The 19,079-nt window shown below is 47.9% G+C and carries 21 protein-coding genes; 17 read left to right on the top strand and 4 right to left on the bottom strand.

Annotated features, from left to right (window positions below):
• Positions 1–2 precede the first annotated feature (2 nt).
• Entirely contained in the window at positions 3–776 is a 774-nt protein-coding gene (locus IC21_RS10330; RefSeq protein ID WP_019721148.1) for an SGNH/GDSL hydrolase family protein, read from the top strand.
• A 26-nt stretch (positions 777–802) separates the two neighbouring features.
• Positions 803–1,360, top strand: a complete 558-nt coding sequence (locus IC21_RS10325; RefSeq protein WP_017554658.1) for a YpmS family protein — start codon at positions 803–805, stop codon at positions 1,358–1,360.
• A 75-nt stretch (positions 1,361–1,435) separates the two neighbouring features.
• Here the strand turns inward: IC21_RS10325 and IC21_RS10320 are convergent, their stop codons facing one another.
• Entirely contained in the window at positions 1,436–2,812 is a 1,377-nt protein-coding gene (locus IC21_RS10320) for an RsmF rRNA methyltransferase first C-terminal domain-containing protein (protein ID WP_029142275.1), read from the bottom strand.
• Positions 2,813–2,946: 134 nt separating this feature from the next.
• On the opposite strand from IC21_RS10320, the gene msrA reads away from it, so the two are divergent.
• The 3 genes from msrA to IC21_RS10305 all read left to right on the top strand — a co-directional run bounded on the left by msrA (position 2,947) and on the right by IC21_RS10305 (position 4,166).
• Complete coding sequence (msrA, locus tag IC21_RS10315) at positions 2,947–3,483, top strand: peptide-methionine (S)-S-oxide reductase MsrA (protein WP_029142274.1); 537 nt, start codon at positions 2,947–2,949, stop codon at positions 3,481–3,483.
• Complete coding sequence (gene msrB / locus IC21_RS10310) at positions 3,473–3,895, top strand: peptide-methionine (R)-S-oxide reductase MsrB (RefSeq protein ID WP_017554655.1); 423 nt, start codon at positions 3,473–3,475, stop codon at positions 3,893–3,895. Before msrA ends, msrB begins: the two co-directional genes overlap by 11 nt.
• An 88-nt stretch (positions 3,896–3,983) precedes the next feature.
• Complete coding sequence (locus IC21_RS10305; RefSeq protein WP_013859207.1) at positions 3,984–4,166, top strand: YjcZ family sporulation protein; 183 nt, start codon at positions 3,984–3,986, stop codon at positions 4,164–4,166.
• Positions 4,167–4,212: 46 nt separating this feature from the next.
• Here IC21_RS10305 and IC21_RS10300 read toward each other — a convergent pair whose 3' ends face one another.
• Positions 4,213–6,009: a methyl-accepting chemotaxis protein gene (locus IC21_RS10300; RefSeq protein WP_029142273.1), complete on the bottom strand. Its 1,797-nt coding sequence runs from the start codon at positions 6,007–6,009 to the stop codon at positions 4,213–4,215.
• 178 nt (positions 6,010–6,187) lie between these two features.
• Between IC21_RS10300 and IC21_RS10295 the strand changes: the two genes are divergently transcribed.
• The 8 genes from IC21_RS10295 to IC21_RS10255 all read left to right on the top strand — a co-directional run bounded on the left by IC21_RS10295 (position 6,188) and on the right by IC21_RS10255 (position 11,848).
• Positions 6,188–6,406, top strand: coding sequence for a YozE family protein (locus IC21_RS10295; RefSeq protein WP_029142272.1), 219 nt, complete (start codon positions 6,188–6,190; stop codon positions 6,404–6,406).
• Between the two features lie 86 nt (positions 6,407–6,492).
• The gene (gene yodN / locus IC21_RS10290) at positions 6,493–7,134 is read left to right on the top strand and encodes a germination protein YodN (protein WP_017554652.1); all 642 of its coding nucleotides are present in this window, start codon (positions 6,493–6,495) and stop codon (positions 7,132–7,134) included.
• Positions 7,135–7,235: 101 nt separating this feature from the next.
• Positions 7,236–7,415, top strand: a complete 180-nt coding sequence (locus IC21_RS10285) for a YozD family protein (protein ID WP_013859210.1) — start codon at positions 7,236–7,238, stop codon at positions 7,413–7,415.
• A 155-nt stretch (positions 7,416–7,570) separates the two neighbouring features.
• Complete coding sequence (locus tag IC21_RS10280) at positions 7,571–7,750, top strand: hypothetical protein (RefSeq protein WP_017554651.1); 180 nt, start codon at positions 7,571–7,573, stop codon at positions 7,748–7,750.
• Positions 7,751–7,795: 45 nt separating this feature from the next.
• Complete coding sequence (locus IC21_RS10275; protein ID WP_029142271.1) at positions 7,796–8,590, top strand: M15 family metallopeptidase; 795 nt, start codon at positions 7,796–7,798, stop codon at positions 8,588–8,590.
• A 70-nt stretch (positions 8,591–8,660) separates the two neighbouring features.
• Positions 8,661–10,154: a lmo1851 family serine protease gene (locus IC21_RS10270; protein WP_029142270.1), complete on the top strand. Its 1,494-nt coding sequence runs from the start codon at positions 8,661–8,663 to the stop codon at positions 10,152–10,154.
• A gap of 109 nt (positions 10,155–10,263) precedes the next feature.
• Positions 10,264–10,701: a MarR family winged helix-turn-helix transcriptional regulator gene (locus IC21_RS10265; RefSeq protein WP_029142269.1), complete on the top strand. Its 438-nt coding sequence runs from the start codon at positions 10,264–10,266 to the stop codon at positions 10,699–10,701.
• Between the two features lie 379 nt (positions 10,702–11,080).
• Positions 11,081–11,848, top strand: a complete 768-nt coding sequence (locus IC21_RS10255; RefSeq protein WP_029713806.1) for a CAP domain-containing protein — start codon at positions 11,081–11,083, stop codon at positions 11,846–11,848.
• 131 nt (positions 11,849–11,979) lie between these two features.
• Here IC21_RS10255 and IC21_RS10250 read toward each other — a convergent pair whose 3' ends face one another.
• On the bottom strand, positions 11,980–13,344 hold the full coding sequence (locus IC21_RS10250) for an MATE family efflux transporter (protein WP_029142266.1): 1,365 nt from the start codon (positions 13,342–13,344) through the stop codon (positions 11,980–11,982).
• Between the two features lie 185 nt (positions 13,345–13,529).
• On the opposite strand from IC21_RS10250, the gene IC21_RS10245 reads away from it, so the two are divergent.
• Positions 13,530–14,264 carry a hypothetical protein gene (locus tag IC21_RS10245; protein ID WP_029142265.1) on the top strand — a complete coding sequence of 245 codons (735 nt, stop codon included), beginning with the start codon at positions 13,530–13,532 and terminating at the stop codon, positions 14,262–14,264.
• Positions 14,265–14,327: 63 nt separating this feature from the next.
• The gene (gene dapF, locus IC21_RS10240; protein ID WP_017554063.1) at positions 14,328–15,323 is read left to right on the top strand and encodes a diaminopimelate epimerase; all 996 of its coding nucleotides are present in this window, start codon (positions 14,328–14,330) and stop codon (positions 15,321–15,323) included.
• Between the two features lie 59 nt (positions 15,324–15,382).
• Here dapF and IC21_RS10235 read toward each other — a convergent pair whose 3' ends face one another.
• Entirely contained in the window at positions 15,383–17,224 is a 1,842-nt protein-coding gene (locus IC21_RS10235) for a DNA ligase D (RefSeq protein WP_029142264.1), read from the bottom strand.
• Positions 17,225–17,314: 90 nt separating this feature from the next.
• On the opposite strand from IC21_RS10235, the gene ku reads away from it, so the two are divergent.
• Both ku and IC21_RS10225 read left to right on the top strand, forming a co-directional pair.
• Positions 17,315–18,148 carry a non-homologous end joining protein Ku gene (gene ku, locus IC21_RS10230; RefSeq protein WP_035180876.1) on the top strand — a complete coding sequence of 278 codons (834 nt, stop codon included), beginning with the start codon at positions 17,315–17,317 and terminating at the stop codon, positions 18,146–18,148.
• Positions 18,149–18,235: 87 nt separating this feature from the next.
• A complete protein-coding gene (locus tag IC21_RS10225; RefSeq protein ID WP_029143002.1) occupies positions 18,236–18,883 on the top strand; it encodes a phosphatase PAP2 family protein in 648 nt (215 codons plus the stop codon).
• The last annotated feature ends 196 nt before the right edge of the window (positions 18,884–19,079 follow it).

The following is a 19,079-nucleotide window of genomic DNA, read 5'->3' as shown; positions in this document are numbered from 1 at the left end:
AAATGAAAAAATGGTTCATTCCTCTTCTCATCTCCGTTGCGCTTGCCTTATCGGGCTGTTCACACGGCATAACCGGCCTGTTGTTTAAATCGGCAAGCAATGAAAAAAAGATGGTGCCCGTTCCGCTGCACATCGTCTCGATCGGGGACTCCCTGACTGAAGGCGTAGGCGACAGCAAGGGGCGCGGCGGCTACACCTATTATTTGAAAAATGAACTAGACGCCTTAAAGGGTGTGAAAAAAACCACCATTGCCAATTATGGCGTAAAAGGGAACAGGACCGACCAATTGCTTGCCCGGCTCCAGAATGAAAAAATCCGGAAGTCCATCAAGGATTCAGATGTTGTTATTATTACCATCGGCGGCAATGATATGATGAAAGTGTTTCGTGAAAATATTTCCAACTTAAACAAGCAGGAATTTGAGGCGGCCATTCCGGGGTACAAACAACGGCTCGATCAAATTTTCCGCCGCGTCCGCGCGGTCAATCCGGATGCAAAGATCGCGCTCGTCGGTCTCTATAACCCTTTTTCAAAGTGGCTGACCGATATAAAGGAAATGGACCAAATGCTTGCAGCCTGGAATAATGCCGGCAAAGCGGTGGCATCTCGCTATAAAAATACCGTTTTTATCCCGGTTGCGGATATTTTTGAGAATAACGAAGATGCATTGCTTTATGACGATCATTTCCATCCGAACGATGAAGGGTATAAACGGATGTCGAAACGGATTTACCGGTATCTCCTGAAAGGGAATTTTTTGGGGATTCCAAAATAGCAAAATGGTAAAGGAATGATGCTTGCGTGAAAAGAAACCCATGGAAAATCGCTTTTTTTGCACTGGCTTCAGTGGTTGTGGCCTTTGTACTTGTGCTTTCCTTTTTTCTTTTTGTGCCGGATGGCCGCGTGCCGGAACCGGAAAAAACCGGAAAAACGGTTGATTTGCGGGTAGAGACAAACAAGGCGGATTTAACGGCGCTCATTAACCGCTATTTGCGGGAAGAAAAAATAAAGGGGAAAGTGTTTTTAAATGATGAAGTCGTCTACTATGGAACTGTCGGGGTCTTTTCCGAAAAAATGCAGTATAAGATGACTTTTAAGCCGAAAGCGTTAAAGAACGGGGATCTCGTTTTAAAGCAAAAATCGGTATCCCTCGGTTCCGTCCATCTCCCGGTATCCTATATTTTAAAATTCGTCAAAACGACTTACCATCTGCCCAGGTGGGTGATCATCCAGCCGGGCGAAAAACTGGTGTATGTCCAGCTGCAAAATATGAAGCTGGAAAACGGCGCCAAAGTGAAAGTCAACCAATTTGATTTGCAGCATGATGACATCTCGTTTACACTTGGTTTTCCAAAATAACGAAAAAAGCCGGCCTTTAAAAGCCGGCTTTTCAATATGCCGGAAGGTTTCGCCGCCTGTTAACGTTACATAGGTTTAAACGATTCTTAACCCTTTCGGATAAAAGTTTTTCAGAATGCCGCCCACTTCTTTGCTCCAGCCGAGCGGAAAACCGTCCACCGTGATAAGGACCCAGCCGCGGTTCTCCTTTGTTCCGGGGAGGGTTTCCCCTTTTAAATAGCGGATGCATTCGCTGCTTCCGGCGCCGAGGTCTGTCCGGTGTTTGCATTGTCCGGCTTTCAGGGAAAGCGCGAGCGCGTGATTCGGTTCAAACCGGTTTTTTTTAAAAGCGCCGAGATGCAGACCGCACCGGACAAGGCGGAGCCCTTTTAACTGCGGGCAGTTAAAAGGCAGCAGGAAAAGCTCGTTTTTATACAGAAAAAAGGAGCGCCTGCCGGGATCAAAGTGCTGGAGGGTGTTTTCTGCAAAGGTTGTCCAGTCTTTTTCCTGTTGCTTTGAAAGCTTTGTTGTCTTTTCAGGCGGAGCCGTTTGCCCCGCTTCCCCCGGGTGTTTGCGCATTTTTGCGGCAAAATGGCCTTCGCCTTTTAAGCGGTGCGGCCATAAACGCGCCGTATTGGACAAATCTTTACGCTTTTCCGTTGCCCATTCCGGCTTTCCCGGTCCGACGCCGTGTTCATGGGGAATCGGCACCAGTGCCATGTCTTCATGCCGCGCCAAAAAAGCTTCAATCGTCTGTTCGTTTTCTTCCGGAGAAAAGGTGCAGGTCGAATAAACAAGGGTGCCTCCGGGCTTTAACATCTTCCAGGCGTGCTCCAAAATCGCGCGCTGTTTTGCCGCGCACGCTTCGACATGTTCCTGGCTCCAGAGACGCGCTGCTTCGGGATCTTTTCTGAACATGCCTTCCCCCGAGCAGGGGGCGTCAACCAAAATTTTATCGAAATAGTTTTCGAAATGCCGGCTTAGTTTTTCTGGCGTTTCGTTTGTTACAACGGTATTGGAGAACCCAAGCCGTTCGATATTTTCAGAAAGCGCGCGCGCCCGCTTCGGATGGATTTCATTTGCAAGCAGAAATCCGTTCTCGCCGATTCCGGATGCAATTTGCGTCGATTTGCCGCCCGGCGCGGCGCATAAATCAAGCACTTTATCGCCTTTTTCAAGCCCGAGCTGCCCGGCGATAAACATCGCGCTCGGCTCCTGGATATAATAGAGCCCGGCGGCATGGTACGGGTGTTTTCCAGGCTTGTCTTTTTCCTCATCAAAATAATAACCGGAGGCAAAAGGAATTTTTTCCAATTGGAAAGGGTTGTGCGCATGCCATTCCGTTTCGCTGATTTTTGCCGGATTCAGGCGCAATCCGGATGCCCGCGGTTCCTCATAGGAACGGAAAAAATCAGCGGCTTCCTTTCCGAGCAGCTGCCCCATCTTTTCCATAAAAGTTTCAGGTAATTCCAATTATGAGACCCCTTTCCGTTAAAATCGCCACTATGATCCATTATAATGAATTATGGGATTGCAGTCACGAAACTGGATGAAAACAACACCAACAGGTAAAATAAAAAATAATCTATGATAAAGGGGGGAGCCGCATGGCAGAGGAAACCGCGATTTTTGCCGGCGGATGCTTCTGGTGTATGGTCCATCCTTTTGACCAGTTGCCCGGCATTCAAAAAGTCGTTTCCGGGTACACGGGCGGAACAAAACCAAACCCGACATATGAGGAAGTGTGCTCCGGTGCGACCGGGCATACAGAAGCTGTTGAAATTACGTTTGATCCGGAAATTTTCCCTTATGAAAAGCTGCTTGACATTTATTGGCGGCAAATTGACCCGACAGATGCAGGCGGGCAGTTTTACGACAGGGGGGCCTCTTACCGGCCGGTTATTTTCTATCGGAACGAAGCCCAGCGGCAGGCGGCGGAAGCTTCAAAAAAACGGCTGGAAGAGAGCGGGCGGTTTAAAAAGCCGATTGCTGTCACAATTGAACCGGCTTCCGCCTTTTATCCGGCGGAAAGTTACCACCAGGACTATTACCGGAAAAACCCGGCCCATTACGAAGCTTACCGGCAAGGTTCAGGCAGGGCCGCTTATTTAAGCAACCATTGGAGGGATGAACATGAAGGATGAAGAATTGACCCCTTTACAATATGAAGTGACGCGGAAAAACGGAACGGAACCGCCGTTTCAAAATGAATACTGGAACGAGTTCCGCGACGGCATTTATGTCGATGTTATTTCCGGAAAACCGTTGTTCAGTTCAAAAGATAAATATGACGCAGGCTGCGGCTGGCCGAGTTTTACAAAGCCGATCGATGCCAGTGAACTCAACGAACAGCTTGATACGAGCCATGGCATGATCCGTACGGAAGTGAGGAGCAAGGCGTCTGACGCGCATTTGGGCCACGTGTTTCCGGACGGCCCGGGCCCCACGCATCTCCGGTACTGCATGAATTCAGCCGCGATGCGTTTTATTCCGAAAGAAAAGCTTGAGGAAGAAGGATATGGGGAGTATCTTGCGCTCTTTGAAGAAAAAGAATAAGCCGACTGGGCGGATGCACATACAAAACGGGCCCGTATCCCATACGATGCACTGTACAGAAAAACAGTTTTTTTGAGGAGTGAATGGGATGTATTACGGCCATGAAGGTGCTTACCCTGCATATGACTCCTGCTGCGGCTACGGATACGGTTATGGATACGGTTCCGGTTACGGCTGGGGCTATGCAGGGCACAGAAACGGCTTTGCTTTAATTGTTGTGCTGTTTATTTTGCTGATCATTATCGGCGCATGCTGGATCGGCCCTAATTAAAAAGCGGAAAAAGCCCGGGCCATGCTCGGGCTTTTTCGTGTGTCATTTATATTTTAAAGTTTCCGATCAGCTTGCGCAGGTTTTCTGCTTGTTTTGACAACTCCGAGGCTGCGGCTGTGACTTCTTCCATCGATGCAGACCCTTCTTCGGTACTTGCCGCGGTCATTTCCGTATTTGCCGCGGTATTCATGGCAATTTTGCTGACGGCATCGAACGAACCGGCGACATCGACAGCAAGTTTCTGCGTTTTTTCCATTTGGGCGGCCATATCAATAATGACATTTGTCGTTTCATTCGTTTGTTTTTGAATGACTTCGAGCGAGTGCATTGTTTCATTGGAAATTTGCACGCCGCAAGCAACCGCTTCTACGCCTTCCTGATTTTGGCCGATAATGGTGCTGATTTCTTTTTGGATCGCACGCACAATATTTGTGACTTCCTGGGCGGCGGACTGGGATTGTTCGGCCAGTTTTCTGACCTCATCTGCAACAACGGCAAAGCCGCGCCCGTGCTCCCCGGCCCTGGCTGCCTCGATTGCCGCGTTTAATGCAAGCAAATTGGTTTGTTTGGCAATCCCGGTGATCGTCATAATGATCTTCGTAATATCATCCGATTTTTCGCCGAGCGCTTCTACCGTTTTGCTCGTATTCGTCATGATCGCTTCAATGCTCTTCATTTTGCCGGACGTTTCCATGATGGACCGGCTGCCTTTTTCTGCGGATTCTTTCATATGGAGCGAAGCCTGTTTTACTGTTTCCGCCTGCCGGAAAAGCGTATCGACCACTTCTTCAAGCGACTTCATTTTTGATAAGGATGTATCCATCTTGGCAGAAGTTTGTTCGCTGTCTGCCGCGATTTCATTGGCTGTTTCCGCAATTGAGTGGATCGTTTTCGATGTTTCTTCCGATGAAGCGAGCAGTTCTTCGCTTGAGGCGGAGACACTTTCCGCCATTGCGGATACTTCTTTTACAAGCCGGGCAATGCCGTCTATCAGCTGGTTTGTATCTTTTGCCAGTTTTGCCAGTTCGTCATTGGACGACACTTCAATCCGCCTTGTCAAATCCCCGCCGGCATTTGCGATCCCCAAAATCGACCGGCTGATTTTTCTCGTGCTCGATTTGATGTTTTTCGTCAGGCTGATGCTGAGAATGACGGCCAGAACGATTGCAAGCAAGGAAAGGGTGACGGTTGCGATCCGCGCAATCAGGACGGAACGATGCAATTCGCCGATCCGGCTTTCCGATGCTTGTGTGGTGCTTGCGAGTAAATCATTGATGCTGCTTTTCAAATTTTTCATATAGCCGGATGCCTGGGAATCTTTCACTTGTGCAACCGCTTCTTGTTCCGATCCGTACTGTCTTGCTTCGACAACCCGGTCAACCGTGCCCACCCAGAAATTATAGGCTTCTGAAATTTTTTCGAGTTTTTTGCTCTGCAACCGGTTATCTTTCAGCATTTTTTGCAAGCGGCTTAACATGCTGCTTGCTTCCTGTTTCCCCTGGTCATACGGCCGCAAAGCACCTTCCTTTCCGGAAATGGCGTAGTTCAGGGCGCCCGTTTCGATTTCGCCGGTCTGATTGAGCAGGCTTTGGACACGATCGTGTACGGCGAGATCATGCTGGACGACATGATTGATTTCATTCTCCAGCTCGCGCATGTTTATGTATGAAGTGACGGTTAATACAATGAGCAAGGCGGTTAAAACCCCGAATGAAATCACAATTTTCCCCCTGATCGTCTGCACATAATAAAGGGCAAGCCGATGCAGCTGGCGGTTCGGACGGGAATTTTTCCGTTTCTCGCTTTTTTGTCTTCTCTTTGAAAAAATCTTCTTTTTATTCAATCAAAAGCCCCTCCTTTTTACCCTGTGAACCGCAAATCATCATTTATATTTTAAACATGTTTTCTATCTTTTTCTAGTTTTTTGTAAAAATTCCCTCTTCCCGTAATGCCGCCCTCCGTACTTTACGCGGGGGAGCGGATCGGCTATATTGGAGTAAAAATCATTTTGGGGGATACCAATGAAATCTTTTTACCAGTTTTTAATGAGATACAGGGATCCGCATCTCCGTGACGAGTTGACGGTTTTTGCCAACGGGGCATACAATGATCACAGCTTTCCGAAGCATTCAGCCAATTATCATGAAATCAGTTCCTATCTCGAATTAAACGGGAATTATATCCCGTCAATGTCGGTTTTTGACCGGGCATGGGAGATTTATAAAGGCGAAAGCAAATAACCGGCCGCAAATTGTGCTGTTCGCTTTTTCCGGGCCGCATGCATAGAATGAAGTAAAACGTGTTTCGTTTTCAAGGAGCATGAAAAATGGATGCAAAAGCGCCGAAGTTTCAAATTGGAGATACAGTTGTCGTAAAAGTATACGGAACGGTGGGAAAAATTACGGCTGTCAGACAGCTGGAAGGAGGGTATTTCTATGTGGTCAACGGCCGGGAAGGCCTCCTTGCCGAACAAAGCCTCGCCCGTCTGGAAGAATATGACGGGATCCTGTACAAGAAAGAAGAAGTCAATATAGAATTGAAATTTTTTATCGGGGATATTGTAAAAGTAAAAGGCTACGGCGGCGTCCTTTTTAAAATTGCCGGTTTCCGCACGGAGATTTGGCGGTATGCAGAAGATGCATGGGAAGATGTCATCTATGAAATGGTCAGCATTCCAAAGGGCGAATGGCTTGAAGCGGATGAAGACGAACTGTTGTTGATCGCCGATGCCGGGCAGGCCGATTCGTTTGTCAGCCGTTATCAATTTTTTTACCCGATGAAAAGCAGCCCCCTGTACCAGCTTGTCACTTCCGACTTGAAAACGCAGGAAAAAATCGACCGACTGCTCGATATGTACAATGATTATGCGCTGCTGTTAAATCTGTTTGGCGATGAGGCGTACAGGGCCATGCTTGAGGCGGTCAAAATGCAAATCCGGGTTCTTGCGGCGCACGGCGGCCCGGATTAGTTTGCCGGGTTTGGCATATCAGGCCGTACGGGGTCATATTTATATCAACAAACAGAACGAAACGCGGGGTGTCTGCGGGATGAAAAAAGGGGGCGTTTTTAATGGAAAATATGGATGTTTATATTGATACAGAAGAAATCGCCGCATTCTTTTTTAAAGAGCTCGTGAAAAGGGGATTTGCGCCCCGTGAAGAAGAACTGGACGAAATTGCCGATATTACTTTTGAATACTTGCTTGCAAAAAGCATTATAGACGAAGAATATGAAGACGATTCCATGTAAGGCGATCCTGTTTGCAGGACGTATGGGGAAAGGTGCAGCATCGGTATCCGGGACAGTCTTTTTTCGGTCCTGCACGAAATGGCACTTGATGTCCCTTTGAATTTGCCTTAAAATAAAAAAAGAGAAATCGCAGGGGGAGAAACCTGCGATTTTTTTTGGCAAAAGAGCGGGATGCGGACGGTTGTGCGCTTAACGGGAATGTGCCCGGTTTTCCCGCCGCAGAAAGATCCGGATGGGGCATCCATGCCGCTTCTTTTGCAGTACCGGCTGCAGAATGGGGAAGCAGCATCCATTTTGGAACAGAAGCCCATGCCGCAGTGAACGCGGCACCGTAGAAGGATCAAAAGCACAAATTTTTTAGGATAGAGAAAGGTGACAACATGAGAAAATATGTATATACCGGCCTTGCCGCGATTTTTTTGGCCGGCTGCAGTGTAACAAACGGAAACGAGCCGGAAACGGGCGCCCATAAAAGTACCGCGCCGGCGAAACCGGTCCACACGGATACCGCGAAAAAAACCGGTTCCGGTTTGGTGCTTGATGCAAAATATTTTAACAAAATCAAAACGGTTAACGGGAAAAAAGTGATCCAGAATCCGGACAATATTTTGGCACTTGTCAATAAAACCTATATTCTCGGGGATTACAAACCGAAAGACCTCGTCCGGCCAAATGTCCGCTTTTCTTTTGGCGACGAAAGAATCGAAAAAAGCTATATGCGGAAAGAAGCTGCCGCGGCGCTTGAAAAAATGTTTGCCGCCGCCGAAAAGGACGGCATTGAATTATATGCCGCTTCCGCATACCGGTCGTACAACCGCCAGAAAGCCGTATATGCGGCAGAAGTGAAAAGTTCGGGGGAAGAACATGCAGAACAGGCGGTTGCCATCCCGGGGTCGAGCGAACATCAGACCGGTCTTGCCGTCGACATCACAAGCCAGACCGCCCATTTTCTCCTCACACAGCAAATGGGGGAGCAGAAGGAAGGCATCTGGCTTGCAAAACACGCGCATGAATACGGGTTTATTTTAAGGTATCCGAAAAACAAAGAGAACATTACGAAATATGAGTACGAGCCCTGGCATTTCCGGTATGTCGGAAAAAAGGCGGCAGCTGTCATTTACAAGCACGGCTGGACGCTTGAAGAGTATTTCGAACATGTACATAAGGCTGAATAAATTCCGGGCTCTTTTATTAAAAAGAAAAAGCTGGTAGAATAAAGAAGTTAGAAATCAGGAACTTTGACTTTTGGAAAACGGCATGAAAGTGGTGAATCCTTTGGACGATGAGAAGAAACAGACGGAATCCGGGCAGGAAGAACAAACCGGCTATATCCGTATGAAAAAATTTAAATTTGTCATGCTTTTGTTTTTTGTGATTTTCATAACAGCCGGCATTACGACCGCTGCCTTTGCGTTCGGCGACCAAAAAGCCGTCAACGTGACGACTGTCAACCGGCCGGAGTTTGCCAAACTGTATAAAGCATATGACAGCATCCAGAAAAAATATTACACACAAGTAAAACAGAAGACGCTTGTCGACGGGGCCATCAACGGAATGGTGGAATCGCTCAATGACCCGTATTCTGATTATATGTCAAAAACGGAAGCATCAGACTTCAATAACACCATTTCTTCTTCTTTTGAAGGAATCGGTGCTGAAGTGGAAGAAAAAGACGGATATATTGTGATTGTTTCGCCGATTAAGGGTTCCCCGGCTGAAAAAGCCGGCCTGAAGCCGAATGATAAAATACTCGCGGTTGACGGCAAAAGCGTCCATGGCATGAGCGCCAATGAAGCGGTCATGTTGATCAGGGGCAAAAAAGGGACAAAGGTGACACTCACGATCCAGCATGCCGGATCGAAAGACGAAACGAAAGTGACCTTGACACGCGACACAATCCCGGTCAATACGGTTTATGCGAAGATGCTCAAAAACGGGGTTGCCCATATCCAGATTACGACATTCTCAGACGGCACATATAAAGAATTCAAGGCAGCCATTGAGAAAATGAAAAAGCAGGGCATGAAGTCGATGATTGTCGATGTGCGCCAGGACCCGGGCGGACTGCTTGACCAGGCCATTAAAATTGCGAATATGTTCGTGCCGGAAGGGCATACGATTCTGCAGACGGAAGACCGGAACGGATCCCGGGAGAAATATGTGGCAGAAAGCGGCACGAAAATAACGGTTCCGGCGGTTGTGATGATCGACGGCGGCAGCGCGAGCGCTTCTGAAATTTTGGCGGCCGCACTGAACGAATCGGCAGGCATTCCGCTTGTCGGCGAAAAATCGTACGGCAAAGGCACCGTGCAGTCTGCTGAAAAATTCAGCGACGGATCGATTTTAAAATTCACCGTCCAAAAATGGCTGACGCCAAATGGCAGCTGGATCCATAAAAAAGGGATTGAGCCGGATGAGAAAGTGCCGCTTCCGGATTATGCCAAACTTCCGGTGATCGGAACAGATGCGAAATTGAAACTGTATTCGGTCTCGGAAGATGTGAAGACGGCGGAAAAAATGCTGAAAGCACTCGGTTACAATCCGGGCAGGGTTGACGGGTATTTCGACTGGAATACAAAAACGGCTGTCGAAGCTTTCCAAATGCATGAAAAAATGCAGCCGACAGGCATCATAAATGGCGATACGGCAACAAAACTGATGTCTGAAGTCAGCAATCTTATTAAGCAGCACGATACGCAGCTCAAAAAAGCGGAAGAAGTTGTCCAAAAAGAAAAATAGCAAAATAAGCCGGGAGATCTACTCCCGGCTTATTTTGTGCAATCCGATGCACGAAAAATGATATAATAAAGTCAGGAGATTCGCCTGTCCCCTATAAGAAAGGAAAGGAATGGGAGTGTTGGAGACAAAAGATACAGTCGATCTGGAATTCATCTTCCGCAGAGTATACCGTAAAATTAAAGAAGAACTGCATAGCTTGTTAAAAGAGCATGTAACCCTTAACGAATTTATGGTGTTAAAACTTTTATCGGAATCCCCGATGCGTTCATCCGATTTGTCGAAAATGCTGCAAGTGTCCGCCAGCCATATTACTTCTGTAACCGATTCGCTCGTGGAAAAAGGGCTGATTGAGCGGAAAAGATCCAATAAAGACAGACGTGTGGTCGATTTAATTTTAACGGAAAAAGGAAAATCGTTAATCAGTCAGTTGAAAGAAACCAAATCTCAGTTTCTAAAAGACCAGCTGAACGTTTTTACGGAAGAAGAACGGGAAACATTGTACAGGCTGTTCCGGAAGCTTGAAGACCATCTCAATCAAATGCACTGATATGAAAACGTGCCCATATACACAAAAAGCGCCCTGAAACCGTAAGCCCGGCCCCGGGGCGCTTTTTTTAAATAAATATGGCAGCATGCAACATTCAAGAAAAAAATGTAACAATATCCGCCCGTTTCCCGCCTTGTCAACCCCAAATTCCCTCCATTTTTTGGATATTTAAAAAGGTGGTACCAATGTGTGAAATGATAGGAAATTCGCACAATGTGCCGGAACCTTTGATACAGCTGGTTTTTTCATTTTCAGTTTGCAAGCAGGCCCCTTCTTTGCTGTTTGTTCTATATTCTCCCAGAAATATTACAAAAATCGTATGTTATGATGCTATTGTGTACGAGAGAGAAACCAACGAAAACGAGGGAGGACATCATTGATGAAAAAGGCTATGTTCACAACAGCAGCAGCACTTGCACTGATCCTAGCGCCGGCAGTTTCCGGCAAGGCGGGGGCAGCCTCAAACGAAACAAACTGCAGCCCGAAAACGGTTGTTCAACATGAATACAAGTTTCATAGCATGCAGGAATTGGAGAACTGGTTAAAGCAACATAACATCCGTTTTTCTTTTAAACCGGCAACCCATCAAACTGCTTCAAACAACGCGGGCAAAACGAACCAGACAACGGCAGCACCAAAGCAACCGGCGCCGGAACAAACAGCAGCACCAAAGCAATCGGCACCGAAACAAACTTCAACGCAACAAACTTCAACGAAACAAACTTCAACGCAACCGGCAGGCAGCACGCAGTCCCAGGCTGGCTACACGTTAAACGCCTATGAAAAACAAGTGGTTACCCTTGTAAACGAAGAACGGGCGAAAAACGGCCTTGGCGCGCTGAAAATTGATACGGCTTTGAGCAAAATGGCACGCGTCAAATCGAATGATATGGCAACCCATAAATATTTTGACCATACAAGCCCGACTTACGGCTCTCCGTTCGATATGATGAAGCAATTCGGGATCACCTATCAATATGCCGGTGAAAACATCGCAATGGGCCAGCAAACACCGCAGGAAGTCATGAATGCATGGATGAACAGCGAAGGCCACAGGGCGAATATTTTAAATAAAAACTTCACCCATATCGGCGTGGGCTATGTTGAAAACGGCCACTACTGGACACAAGAGTTTATTGGAAAATAAATTGCTTATCGCAGCCTCTTTTACGGGGCTGCTTTTTTGTACGCACTTTTTGAAACGTCACTTGCGGAAAACGGGTCCACTTTCCTGTAAGCTGACCCATCTGCCGGATAAGCCCCGCTTGCGCCAAACAATTATCCAGTCTTTTTCAGTCCATCTCCGGCTTTTTGCTGGATATAATGCAAGCGCCACAAAAGTGTTACCGCCCCTGCAGCAAGGCCTGTGATCAGCCCGATCCAGTAGGCATACGGGCCGAGGGCGGTGGCGGCATCCAGCAAATACCCGAGCGGAAGCCCGATGACCCAATATGAAATAAACGTCATAATGGTCGTAATCCGGACATCTTTATACCCTCTGAGCGCGCCTTGCACCGGCGCCTGAACGGCATCTGACCATTGGAAAAAGATGGCGTACAGCAAAAAATGGCCGGTTAACCGGATGACAGCCGGATCATCACTGTAAAACGCCGCCACTTGTTCATGGAATAAGTAGAGTAACAGCCCGGTCAAGGTGGCGATCACAACAGCGGTCATGAGCCCGATTGTGCTGTACAGGCGGGCGTCTTTAAATCTTCCGGCCCCTGCTTCAAAACTGACAAGAATCGTCATCGCAAGCGAAATGCTGAGCGGAAGCATGTACAAAAGCGACTCAAAATTCATGGCGGCCTGATGGGAAGCGATCGTGTCAGTGCCAAATTTGCTCATAAACAATGTCACAACCGAAAAAATGCTCGATTCAAAAAAAGTCGACAACCCCATCGGGATCCCAAGCGACAACAGCGCTTTCCAGCTGCGGATCGAAACCGGGTAAAACGTACGGAACAGTTGCATTTCAGCAAAACGTGGCAAACGCATAAGCACAAGGATTGCAATCAACAAGATAAGCCAGTAGGTGATGGCGCTCGCAACGCCGGCACCTGCCCCGCCAAGCTGCGGAAATCCGGCATGCCCGAAGATGAACAGAACATTCAATCCAATATTGATGGGCAGCGCCAACAGCGTGATCAGCATCGATATTTTTGTCAGCCCGGTCGCATCAATCAGCGAGCGGCAAACCTGGTAACAGAACAACGGGATCAGCCCGAAAGACAAAGCAAATAGAAACCGGTGCGCGACCCCCTCCACATGCGGCGCCAAATCCATCCGGCCAAGGACCGGCCCGATCAAAAGCCCGCCTGCAAGAAGCACCAGTACGGCCATACAGACGGCGACGTAAAGGCTCTGGATAAATGTACGGGGGATGTCATCCGTGTTTTTGCTGCCGATCAAATGGGAAATGATCGGGGTAACCGCCTGTAAAACCGTTCCCAGCCCGGTTGAAACGGGAAACCAGAGGGATGCGCCGATCGCAACGCCGGCCAGATCGGCTTTGGAAAAATGGCCGGACATCGTCGTATCGAAAAAATTCATGAGCAGCATCGCAAGCTGGGTGATGAGAATCGGCAGAAACAAATGCCAAAGCTGTGCGATTTTTTCTTTTAAGGTAAAGGTTTGTTTCATGTTCATTCCCCCAACTGTTTTCCACGGACTCCAAAAAATTATAACATATTCATTTTCCGGGCCGCCATGGACAGCCTGCCATGAAAATGGAAATGCCTGCGAAAGATTTGCAAACCCGTAAAACCATCATGATTTATAAAAAGTCTCATATAATAGAGTGACCAGACAAAAACGGGAGATTCTGTATGGAGCTGAAAAAAACCTATTCGACGTTGTCTCACATGTACCTGTGCCAAACCGTTATTCTTGCATGCGGCCTTTCCGCATTTTGTCTCGCGCTTATGTATATCGGGCGCGGCGGCATGTTCATCTGGCTGGTTTTGGCCGTCTGGCTGTTCATTCTCTACTTTGCTGCGCGCTATTTCTACTATCAAAAGATAGAAGAAAACATATCCGGAGACAAAGGGGAGGAAGAAAGGCGGGCGGACAGCGGGCAGTACTTGATCCAGTTTCCTCCCGGTGCAAAACTCTCGGTGCAGCTTTATGACGGAAGCGGCCGCTTGGGATGGCTGCTTGAGGAAAAAGCTTTCAGACAGCAAATCCGGTATTTCCGCCTTGAACGGGGAGCGGGCGCCACATTTTGCGCCACGGTCCGCAAACGGCAAAACTGGGAAATCAGCATCAGATTTTCGGCATATGAACTGGCCTTTTCATTAAAAGAAGCAAAAGGAAAAGAAATGATATTTGAAAACGGCAGCCGGACTTGCGCGATCCGGAAAAATGGGAACCATGATTTGGAATTTTACCGGGACGAACAACTTTTGGCAGTGATGTCGCGCGGCATGATGCCGGTCAGCTGGCAGGAGAAGTTTCCGCTTAATGCGCCGGTACTTGATTTTACACGGGGGACGGAAGAAGACGAAGTACTCGTCATCGCACTGCTCGCCTTTTTTTACAGGCATGATAAATATTTCGTGTAAAAAAAAAGAAGAGATGATACAATTTTTGTAAGAATAAAGAAAGAAAAAGAGAGGAAATCCATCATGCATGTAAAACTGATTAAATGCCACGGCTCAGGAAACGATTTTTTGCTGATCGATGAAGCGGAAATCTCCGCACCGTTAACGGACGATATCCGCAAAAAAATGGCCCTGTCATTTTGCCGGCGCGATGCTGGGCTCGGGGCGGACGGCCTGCTCTTTGTGTCGGAAAGCCAGCAGGCAGACGCAAAAATGCGGGTATTCAATGCAGACGGTTCCGAGGCGTCTATGTGCGGGAACGGCCTGCGTTGTGTTGCGCGGTACGTATCCGAAAAACGCGGGAAAGACGATCTGTTAATTGAAACGATGAAAGCAAATCTATATGCCCGCAAAGCAGAGCCCATATTGGACGGCATCCCGACGTTCCGGGTCGAAATATCGCCTGTCTCCTTTGACTTGGACAAACTGCCGATGCATATTGATAAAAAAGTGCTCATCAATGAACCGGTTAAGGCCTTGTCGGAAGATTTGTCGTTTTCGGCGGTTGCGGTGCCGAATCCGCATCTGATCGCCTTTGTCGGAAATGAAGTGTTCCGGTCTGATACGCAAAAAACACTGTCTGAGTATGTGAACGGGCCGAATTGCCTGTTTCCAGACGGCGTGAATGTCAGCTTTGCCAAACCAATTGATGAAAATGGTTTATACGTCCGCACGTTTGAACGCGGCGTCGGTTTTACAAATGCGTGCGGAACGGCGATGTCCGCTTCAAGCCTTGTGGCCTGCCTGTTAAGATTGCGCCCGTTCGGTGAGATGATCGACGTATTCAATAACGGCGGTAAAGTGCGGTGCTTTGTCCAAAAAATTGATAAAAAAGGGGAACCGGCATATACGATTGACCTGATCGGCAATGCCACCTATTTATACGAAACCGTTGCTTCTTTTGACGATGGGCACCCGGAACAGTTCCGGATAGCGGAAAAAAAGGATTTCGGCGAACAGAAGCTGTATCAAAAGCTCGAAACCCACGCAAAAGAAACGGTAGAAAAAGCATTGGCTTAAAATTTGCGCCTCCTGTAAAAGGGAGGCGTATTTGCCGCCATTGGAAAGCTACGCCAAAACTATATGGGTCGCCCTTTGTTCTGCTTTAAAAATGCAAGTACCGGGGCAAAAGGCTGGCCGTTTTTGCAGGCAAAGAATCGCGCAAACGGGCAGCCGTACCGGTCCACGCGCGAAAGGACCGTTTCAATGGTAAAGTGATCCGGGGAAAGCGACGCGTTTACTTCTTTCCAGAAAAGCGGCGCCGCCACAAGCGCATCCTCATGCCCCCGCATCGAATAAGGCGCAATGATCGTTTTTCCTTCCGCATGCTGGACGAAATCAACATACAATTTTCCGCCCCGCTTTTTCTTCATCCGTTCGATTGTAAAATGTTCAGGCGATTTCGAAACGAAATAAGCAGCCATAAATTCCGTGAACAGCCTTGTATCTTCCCATGAAAACTGCCCGTCCGGCAATGGAATATAGACTTGCAGCCCTTTATTGCCGGAAATTTTAACAAAGCTCTCCAAATGAAGGGCATCCGTCACCTGTTTTAATAGCAAAGCTGCTTCTACTGCAAGTTGAAATTCATTCCGGGAAGGGGGGTCAAAATCAAATACAATCTCGCTGACAAAACGGCTGTTTACGGTCTGAAACGGGATATGGTATTCCACCGCAAGCTGGTTTGAAAGCCACATCAGTGTTTTCAAATGGTTGCAGACAATATACCGGATGTCTTCATGCATCGCCGTATCCACAAAAACGGGCGCATAATCGGGGCAGTTTTTCTGGTAAAATGCTTCGCCGAAAACGCCGTTCGGGTAACGGATGACGGTCAAAAGTCTGTCTGAAAGAAACGGCAGTATAAAAGGGGAAATTTTCCGCATATAAGCAAGAAAGTCGAGTTTTGCCACATGCCGTTTTTTCCATAGTGGTTTATCCGGATGTGTCACTTCCACTTCTTCTGGAATGGCGGCGTTACGGAGCCTGAAATCTTCAAATGTACAGGCATCCGGGGAAAGATCAAAGCGGAAGCGGTGGAAATGCGGTTCCCGCAGGTTGGCGCCGTCCCATTCCAAATAAAATAACTCGACGCAAATCGAAGGATCGATCGTATAGACGCCGTTTTCATCGTTTGCGGCATTTTTCCTGACTGCTTCTGCGAGGATTTGTTTTTCGCCCGGATTCATGCTGAAAAGAAACTGGCCGATTGGAAAAATGCCGCCATCTTTAAACACCGCTGCGTCGAAATACCCGTTTTTCGCGTCATAAGCTGTAATAAAGCAGGCGGCTGTTTTCCAATTTTTCACTTTTATCCATGTCTCAACCCGTTTTCCCGCTTCCCACTTGCTGTCCGTTTGTTTTGCGACAATGCCTTCACTGTTAAAATTTTTCACCGTCTCCTTTAAGGCGGGCGCGTCACGGGTAAACGGGATCTGCTGGACCCGTGCCGTTTCGCCCGGGGCGGGGGAGAGCGGCAGAGCAAGCGTTTCACAAAACTTTTCCAATACTTTTTTTCGCTGCAAATACGGTTTTCCGGCCATATCCTCCCCGCCAAGCATGAGCAAATCAAATACGAGATAATGGGCGGGGCGCACTTTAGCCTTCTCTGCAGCTGCCTTCGCTTTCATCCGCCCGCGGCGCTGCAGCTCCCTAAAGCCAGCTTTATACGGATTTTCAAGCAGCACAAGTTCGCCGTCAAGCCGTAACGGAAGCTGCCCTTTTACGCGGCCTTCAAGTGTTTGCAAAAAGGTGCGGATTTCCGGAAACTGGGGCAGCAAATCTTTTCCGTTGCGGCTCCATAACCGCATGCCGCCTTTTGTCCAGTCGAGGATCGCGCGATAACCGTCATATTTGATTTCGTATGCCCACTTTCCTGTATCAGGCAGAGACCATTTTAAAACCGGCAGCATCGGTTTCATTTCGAGCACCCTTTCTTTTTCCAAAAGTTGAAGTACATAGCGGGGCGGATTCATACATATATTATCTTCAAAAAGCGAGGCGTTTCATTCATGCATACGATGTGGAAAGGCACGATCAGTTTTGGGCTCGTCAATATCCCGATCAAACTGCATGCCGCAACGGAAGATAAAGATATCAAATTGCGTTCCCTTCATAAAAAATGTCATTCCCCGATCCGGTATGAAAAGGTTTGTCCGGTGTGCGGGGAAGAATTGGACGCGAAAGAAATTGTAAAAGGATACGAAATCGCGAAAGGGAAGTTTGTCGTGCTGGAAGAGGAGGAACTGGAAGAGCTGCGCAAACAGACAGAAGAAAAAGCAGTGGAAATTATGGATTTTCTCGATATGCGGGAAATCGACCCGGTTTATTTTAACCGGAGCTACTACATGTCCCCGAATGAAGGGGGTGTAAAAGCTTACGGCTTGTTGCGGAAAGCGCTGACCGAATCAGAGAAAGTCGGGCTTGCCCGGATTGTCATGCGTTCAAAGGAGCAGCTCGCCGTTATCCGCGTGTATGAAAATACGCTGCTGATGGAAACAATCCATTACCCGGATGAAGTCCGGAGGGCATCTGACGTTCCGAATGTGCCGCAGGATGATGAAGTCTCGAAAAAAGAAATTGAGACGGCAATTTTGCTGATTGACCAGTTAACGACATCGTTTGAGCCTGAAAAATATACGGATGCATACCGGTCAAACCTGATGGCTTTGATTGAATCGAAGCGGACCGGGAAAAAACTCGTCACGGCGAAAGTGAAAGAACCGGAAAATAATGTGACCGACCTGATGGCGGCGCTCCAGGCTTCCATCGACAGGGCAAAGCCGGCAAAAAAACCGGCAAAGAAACCAAAAAAAGCGGCTAAAACAAAGGCAAAAGAAGCGTAAAAACCGGCGGATACCGGTGCGGGGAATGCCTGAAAATTTGCCGGAAAGCCTCCAATATGGTAAATTATTTCATATTGGAGGTTGATGATGAAAAGGCAGACGATTGTGCAATGGCTGTTGGTTTTACTGGTGCTTTCCCTCTGCACCTGGATTTTTTTTGAAATCGCCGATCATTTCAACCAGGGGGAGATCCGGCATTTTGACCTTCCGATTATCTCATTTGTCCAGGGGAATATTTCCGGCCGCTTAACGAGCGTGATGCTGGCTGTTACCTTTCTCGGATCTGTAAAAGGGGCGGCGGTGGTCACCCTCGTGCTTTCCCTTGTGCTCTGGATCAAAAAATACCGCACACTGGGCCTTTATCTCGCTGTATCTGTCGCGCTTGGAGCGGGGGTTTTTAACACCATATTAAAATACATATTCAAGCGCCAGCGCCCCGATATTATGCGTGTCGTCCAGGAAACGGGCTACAGCTTCCCGAGCGGGCATTCGATGGGATCCATGATTTTATACGGCTGCCTCGTATTGATTCTGTTCCGCATCACAAAACGCAGGTGGGTGAAGTTCGCGGGGACGCTGTTTGCCCTCTTGCTGGTGCTTGCCATCGGCATCAGCCGCATCTATTTAGGGGTACACTACCCGAGCGACGTTGTCGGCGGATATGCGGCCGGCCTTGTTTGGGTCATTTTATCTGCGCTTGCGTTGAACTTGTTTGAAACAAAATTGAAATTGTAATAAAATATGGTGGGAATAAAAATGTTTGGCGGTGGGTATGCGGATTTTCGGACCGTGCAGTCGCGTTTAGCCGGAAAGGGCTGCCCCGGTGCTGGAAAAGCCGTTAAGTATGTGTAAAATTTTACTCGAAGGGCAGATGAGTGGAAAAAAATGGGAAGACGCTCTATCATTTAAATGTACGCTTGTGGGCGAATAC

The sequence above is a fragment of the Heyndrickxia coagulans DSM 1 = ATCC 7050 genome (assembly GCF_000290615.1).
In the GTDB taxonomy this organism is placed as follows: domain Bacteria; phylum Bacillota; class Bacilli; order Bacillales; family Bacillaceae_C; genus Weizmannia; species Weizmannia coagulans.
The sequence above is the reverse complement of the archived record's forward strand: the minus strand, read 5'-3'. Positions and strand labels throughout refer to the sequence as shown.

Excerpts from the sequence above, each read along its gene's own strand:
- IC21_RS10225 (WP_029143002.1), top strand. The coding sequence starts at position 18,236 with ATGAAAAGGCAGACGATTGTGCAATGGCTGTTGGTTTTACTGGTGCTT.
- IC21_RS10250 (WP_029142266.1), bottom strand. The coding sequence starts at position 13,344 with ATGAAACAAACCTTTACCTTAAAAGAAAAAATCGCACAGCTTTGGCAT.
- IC21_RS10295 (WP_029142272.1), top strand. The coding sequence starts at position 6,188 with ATGAAATCTTTTTACCAGTTTTTAATGAGATACAGGGATCCGCATCTC.
- IC21_RS10330 (WP_019721148.1), top strand. The coding sequence starts at position 3 with ATGAAAAAATGGTTCATTCCTCTTCTCATCTCCGTTGCGCTTGCCTTA.
- IC21_RS10245 (WP_029142265.1), top strand. The coding sequence starts at position 13,530 with ATGGAGCTGAAAAAAACCTATTCGACGTTGTCTCACATGTACCTGTGC.
- ku (WP_035180876.1), top strand. The coding sequence starts at position 17,315 with ATGCATACGATGTGGAAAGGCACGATCAGTTTTGGGCTCGTCAATATC.
- dapF (WP_017554063.1), top strand. The coding sequence starts at position 14,328 with ATGCATGTAAAACTGATTAAATGCCACGGCTCAGGAAACGATTTTTTG.
- IC21_RS10265 (WP_029142269.1), top strand. The coding sequence starts at position 10,264 with ATGGGAGTGTTGGAGACAAAAGATACAGTCGATCTGGAATTCATCTTC.
- IC21_RS10255 (WP_029713806.1), top strand. The coding sequence starts at position 11,081 with ATGAAAAAGGCTATGTTCACAACAGCAGCAGCACTTGCACTGATCCTA.
- IC21_RS10285 (WP_013859210.1), top strand. The coding sequence starts at position 7,236 with ATGGAAAATATGGATGTTTATATTGATACAGAAGAAATCGCCGCATTC.
- yodN (WP_017554652.1), top strand. The coding sequence starts at position 6,493 with ATGGATGCAAAAGCGCCGAAGTTTCAAATTGGAGATACAGTTGTCGTA.
- msrA (WP_029142274.1), top strand. The coding sequence starts at position 2,947 with ATGGCAGAGGAAACCGCGATTTTTGCCGGCGGATGCTTCTGGTGTATG.
- IC21_RS10275 (WP_029142271.1), top strand. The coding sequence starts at position 7,796 with ATGAGAAAATATGTATATACCGGCCTTGCCGCGATTTTTTTGGCCGGC.
- msrB (WP_017554655.1), top strand. The coding sequence starts at position 3,473 with ATGAAGGATGAAGAATTGACCCCTTTACAATATGAAGTGACGCGGAAA.
- IC21_RS10235 (WP_029142264.1), bottom strand. The coding sequence starts at position 17,224 with ATGAAACCGATGCTGCCGGTTTTAAAATGGTCTCTGCCTGATACAGGA.
- IC21_RS10305 (WP_013859207.1), top strand. The coding sequence starts at position 3,984 with ATGTATTACGGCCATGAAGGTGCTTACCCTGCATATGACTCCTGCTGC.